Source organism: Parapedobacter sp. SGR-10 (assembly GCF_011030405.1).
Taxonomy (GTDB): domain Bacteria; phylum Bacteroidota; class Bacteroidia; order Sphingobacteriales; family Sphingobacteriaceae; genus Sphingobacterium.
On record NZ_JAAJTJ010000047.1, the window covers coordinates 1 to 4,393 of the forward strand.

Genomic DNA, 4,393 nt, shown 5'->3' on the forward strand with positions numbered 1-4,393 from the left:
ACTTAAAAGCTGCCATCGAGGTGCCCCATTGGGCATTTCATTTTTATCTTAAACATTTTAAAATTATCGCAGGGCTCTCTTTAATCCCTGCGGTTGAGCGTTTCATCCTCTTGTTTTTCGAACCAGATTTATCCACAACAACACTTATTCTCTTGGAAATATTTACTGAAGGAACGCGCTTATTGCTATTGTGGCTTATTATAAAGTTTGCTATTTCTCAAGATAGAAAATTAAGGGAGGTTAAGAAAAAAGAACGATGGAGACGAGTAAAATCATTTGTAAAATACAGGTGGGTAAATTTAATTTTTCAAATAATACTCATGTTTATAGCTACATTAATATTCGATTTTTTCCTTGAACAAGTTATAGGAAATTTAATCCCGGATTATTTTCAAAATAAATACATTGCAATTTTACTTGCAATAAAAAATCCTACTGTAATTGCTTGGTTTTTCGTTTGGCTAATCGGTATTCCAAAACAGATGATGAGATTTTCATCAGAGGAATCAAAGAAAGGCATTTATGTTTCAATCATTTAAAAGAACTCTTTTATAGCTGTTTTTAAGATTTGTTCTATTACAATAACCGCTAACGTTTTGGGGATTGCCGAAGGCGGGGAAATCGAAGCTGAAAGTTTCGATTTTGCACCGAGGCGAGCCAAAACGAATTTTTGTGAGTTAAATTTAAAAATAAAAAACGAATAAAATTCGTTTTTGGCGGAGATAGAAGTACAAATCTTGAATTTAGCACTTTAGCCCCGCTTTTGGCAATACCTTGTTACAGGCAGTAAGATTTCTGTTCGTCATTTTGTTTGAATTACTTTTTGTTCATTTATACTTAATAAAAAGTCCGCAATTCGTTGTGTTTCATTAATTGAAAATGTTGGTTTGAAATAGTTTATATATCCAAGAAGCTCGTTTAAAGTTAATATTTTTACATACTGAAATTCCTCTTTTGGTTTTGTATTCGTCATTACAATAAGGTTTTTGATTGATATTTTTCTGTCGCCCCAATGATGTCTGTCTAAACGTAGATGATAATTGCTCATTTCATTGTTAAGTAACTTAAATAAAACAAAGCTTGTTCTTCTTATTTGTTGAACAGGTGAACGTAAACTCAAACTTTCCAAAGATTTTTCACTCCAATTCTTGGTCTCAATTAGAAATATTCCTGATGGTGAGACAAGAATGTGGTCAATTTGAACTGACTTTATGTAATCATTTTCCTGTCTGTTATAGATTGCCGTTGAAAATGAAACCGAAAAGTCATTTATCAAAAAATATTCGTCAGACAGATTTTCTAATGCCTTAACTACTTTTTGTTCTCCTAAAGCACCATAAATGAAACTGTTTAGATTGTCTATTATAGCTTTTTTTCTTTCAAGTTCTGATAAAGAATGATGAGCACTCTGTTTTACAGCTTCATCAAAATTTGAAGTTATAAATTGATAGCGATTGCTTTTACTTTGGTAATTGTCAACAAGGTAGCTAATTGTCATTTTTACCTTACTATCAAATTCTTTTTCTTTTTGGTTGATTTTTCTTTTATAGTTCCAATGTCTTAAATTCTTGGATATTTTCTGAAATAAATTTGTCGGGGTATCGCTTATTGAAATATTAAGCTTTTGTTTTAGATTGTCAATTTCGTCTGTCAATATTTGTTCTGTCTGCTGTCGTTGTGTTTCTATTTCTGTTTCTAAGTTTTTCAACTCCGCATTGAGCAAGTTTTTTTCTTCCTCGATTAGGTTTTTATGATGAGAAATTAATTGCTGTCTGGAAATTGAAAATGAGCTTTGAAAATCAATAACTTCTTTTAGTGATTTAAAGTCATAAATATTGTTTTCTTCTAAATGTGATTTTAAAGTCGTCAGTGAACCAATTGTGTTATATGTTCTGCTCATTCTGTCTGCCGATATTAATTGTAGGATGTCGCTACTTATTGCCTGTAACGTTTTTCGGCTTGGCGATGTGGCGGGTTTTTAGCACAAAAGTTCAATAGAATTACTGCTGTTGAACCTTGCACAAATGTTTCATAGAAGCACTTCAGCCGCCATATTGCCAAACCGATGTTATAGGCAGCCTTTCGTTTATTTTCTGTTCTCAATTTCATCAAAATAATTCATTACTTTTTTTTCTGTGTCATTTTGCAAACTCACATTGTTGTCAAACAGTTCTATTCTGAGTTGTCTGTATAACGATACAGCATTTCTCAAACTGTCTAATAATGATTGTCTGTCGTATGTTGGAATTGTAAGTTTTAGTTTTGCTAAATCTTCGCTGTCTAATTCCTTTTCTACCTTTCTAACGCCACGTGGTAAATTGTCATTTTTGATGTGAAGCAAGGGCCCAAAAATAACCATTCTTAAAAATCCCATAAAATCGTATGCTTCAAGATATTCACCACGTCCGATTTTTAGCAAAGCATAATGTATCCACGTCCAAAATCGGTCTTCAATCCATTGATAGTCTGGATATGGAAATTTTGGTTCTGAATTACTAATTGCCTTTTCAAGTTGTCCACTTTTGTCAATTAGCAGTATAGGTGTTTCAATACGTGAATGAAACTCCTCAAGAGTTACAAATTTTATGTCAACGTGTAAAAGTGGCTTGTCAAAAAGACAAATTAAAACTCTTGGTTCTCCAACGTGTTCTCCTGTAAATCCTGATAGAAAATTTCCTAATCTTTTTGCATAGTCAAACATTAGATTTTTGTCGTTAGAAATCTTTTGCTTTGTAACAAGAATAAGGTCAAGGTCAGAAAACTCGTCAATTTCATTTGTCAGCCACGAGCCTGCAACAGCCAAACCGATTACATTGTCGTCTGGCTCTAAAATTGTCTTGGCTTTGTCAGCGAATTCTCGTTGTATCATTTTGTTAGTTACTGTGTGTTTTTAAGGTTGCCTATAACGTTTCGGGTATTGCCGAAGGCGGGGATTTTTAGCACTAAAGTTCAATAGAATTACTAATGTTGAACCTTGCACAAATGTTTAATCGAAGAACTTCATCCCCGCTTTTGGTAATACCTTGTTAGCAGTAGTTTTTTAATCTTCTACAAGTTTAACGTTAATAGCAACATCTTCGCCTTTGTCATTTTTTGAAATTGTAAACAGAACTTCATCATCAACAGCTAAGTCATTAAAATCTACTCCAACAAGATTTTGATAATGAAAGAATAAATTATTAGGTGGATATTTTATAAAGCCAAACCCATTTTTAAGCGTCATAATGGAACTTTTTTTCTCTGTAGGTGCAGTTGTGGTTTTAACATTTGTTTTTTCAAATATTCTTTGTTTTGTTTGGGGAACAAAAAGCCCATTAATTAGTGGTTCATTCTTTCTTACTCGATTATCAATTATTTCGTGCATCGCAACAGGATAAGTAACTTCTTCAAGTAAGTCTTGTGACGTTCTTGTTATCATTTTTGTTCCGTAAGCATTAGTATATTCAAAATCCCAACTTAACACCATTACTCTTGTTCCTAATGTGTTTAGCTTTCTGATTAACGGCACATAATCACCGTCAGAAGCGATTAGAACCAAAACATTGAATCTTTTATAGAAAGCTAATTCAAATGCTTCAAGTGCTAACCAAACATCTATTCCTTTTTCTTGGCGAACACCACTTTGATTTGTCTTTACAGGTAAGTAGTGGGTTGTGACACCTTCTGAACTTAAAATGTCATCAAAAACTCTGTCATAGTAGAGCGAATTTCCTTGATTTGAAGCTTCAAAAGCATTTAAACGACCTCTGAAGTAATGAGCATCTACGATTTGGCACAACCTTTCGTCCGTGCCTTCTTGTTGAGCTACTTGATTTCTTATAAAATGATGAAGTCCTGCAACACTTAAACGACTTTTTCGCTCGTGTGTGTAGTTGTAATAATTACTAACGTGCAAGAAGTAGTTGCCGTCATAGAAAACACCAATTCGTGTTAAGTTTAAATCTCTTTCTGTTGCCATTTGATTTTATTCTTTAGTTTTTGTTAGTCAATATTCCAGTAAGCGTCAGGTTCTCCATCTAATACATCATTAATAAAGTCGTCACTCAAACCTTCAACATCCTGTGCATACGAACCTGCATATTCCCCATAGGACTCTTGTTGGTAGTAGTCGTAATCATTGTGACTACGTTGCTGTTGGGTTTCCCAAGCTTCATATTTTTCATTCAGTTTTTGCATTCCTTCGTCAGATAATTTGAAATCTGGCTTAATGGTTTTTATTTCTTCTATTACTTCGTCAGAAATATAAAAGTGGTCAAGATTCAATGCACACCAATCAATATATGATGATTGTATTTCAATTACTTGTCTAACTGTATTACCTTGAAACTTCCCAAAGGTAAATTCTGTGTCAAGATTGTAAAATTTCATACCGCTGTCGTTTTAAAATTACTGC

5 protein-coding genes are annotated in these 4,393 nt (G+C 33.2%); 1 reads left to right on the forward strand and 4 read right to left on the reverse strand.

What is annotated here, in order from left to right; translation table 11 throughout:
• Positions 1-539, forward strand: a 539-nt coding sequence (locus tag G5B00_RS17620) for a hypothetical protein (RefSeq protein WP_163878726.1), incomplete at its 5' end; no start/stop codon positions are given.
• A 263-nt stretch (positions 540-802) separates the two neighbouring features.
• Here the strand turns inward: G5B00_RS17620 and G5B00_RS17625 are convergent.
• From G5B00_RS17625 to G5B00_RS18085, 4 genes are all read right to left on the reverse strand, one after another.
• Entirely contained in the window at positions 803-1,900 is a 1,098-nt protein-coding gene (locus tag G5B00_RS17625; RefSeq protein ID WP_163878728.1) for a nuclease-related domain-containing protein, read from the reverse strand.
• Between the two features lie 186 nt (positions 1,901-2,086).
• Positions 2,087-2,869 carry an aminoglycoside 6-adenylyltransferase gene (locus tag G5B00_RS17630; protein WP_163878731.1) on the reverse strand — a complete coding sequence of 261 codons (783 nt, stop codon included), beginning with the start codon at positions 2,867-2,869 and terminating at the stop codon, positions 2,087-2,089.
• A gap of 171 nt (positions 2,870-3,040) precedes the next feature.
• On the reverse strand, positions 3,041-3,958 hold the full coding sequence (locus tag G5B00_RS17635; RefSeq protein ID WP_163878734.1) for an NYN domain-containing protein: 918 nt from the start codon (positions 3,956-3,958) through the stop codon (positions 3,041-3,043).
• Positions 3,959-3,981: 23 nt separating this feature from the next.
• Positions 3,982-4,368, reverse strand: a complete 387-nt coding sequence (locus tag G5B00_RS18085; RefSeq protein WP_205966470.1) for a hypothetical protein — start codon at positions 4,366-4,368, stop codon at positions 3,982-3,984.
• Between the last annotated feature and the right edge of the window lie 25 nt (positions 4,369-4,393).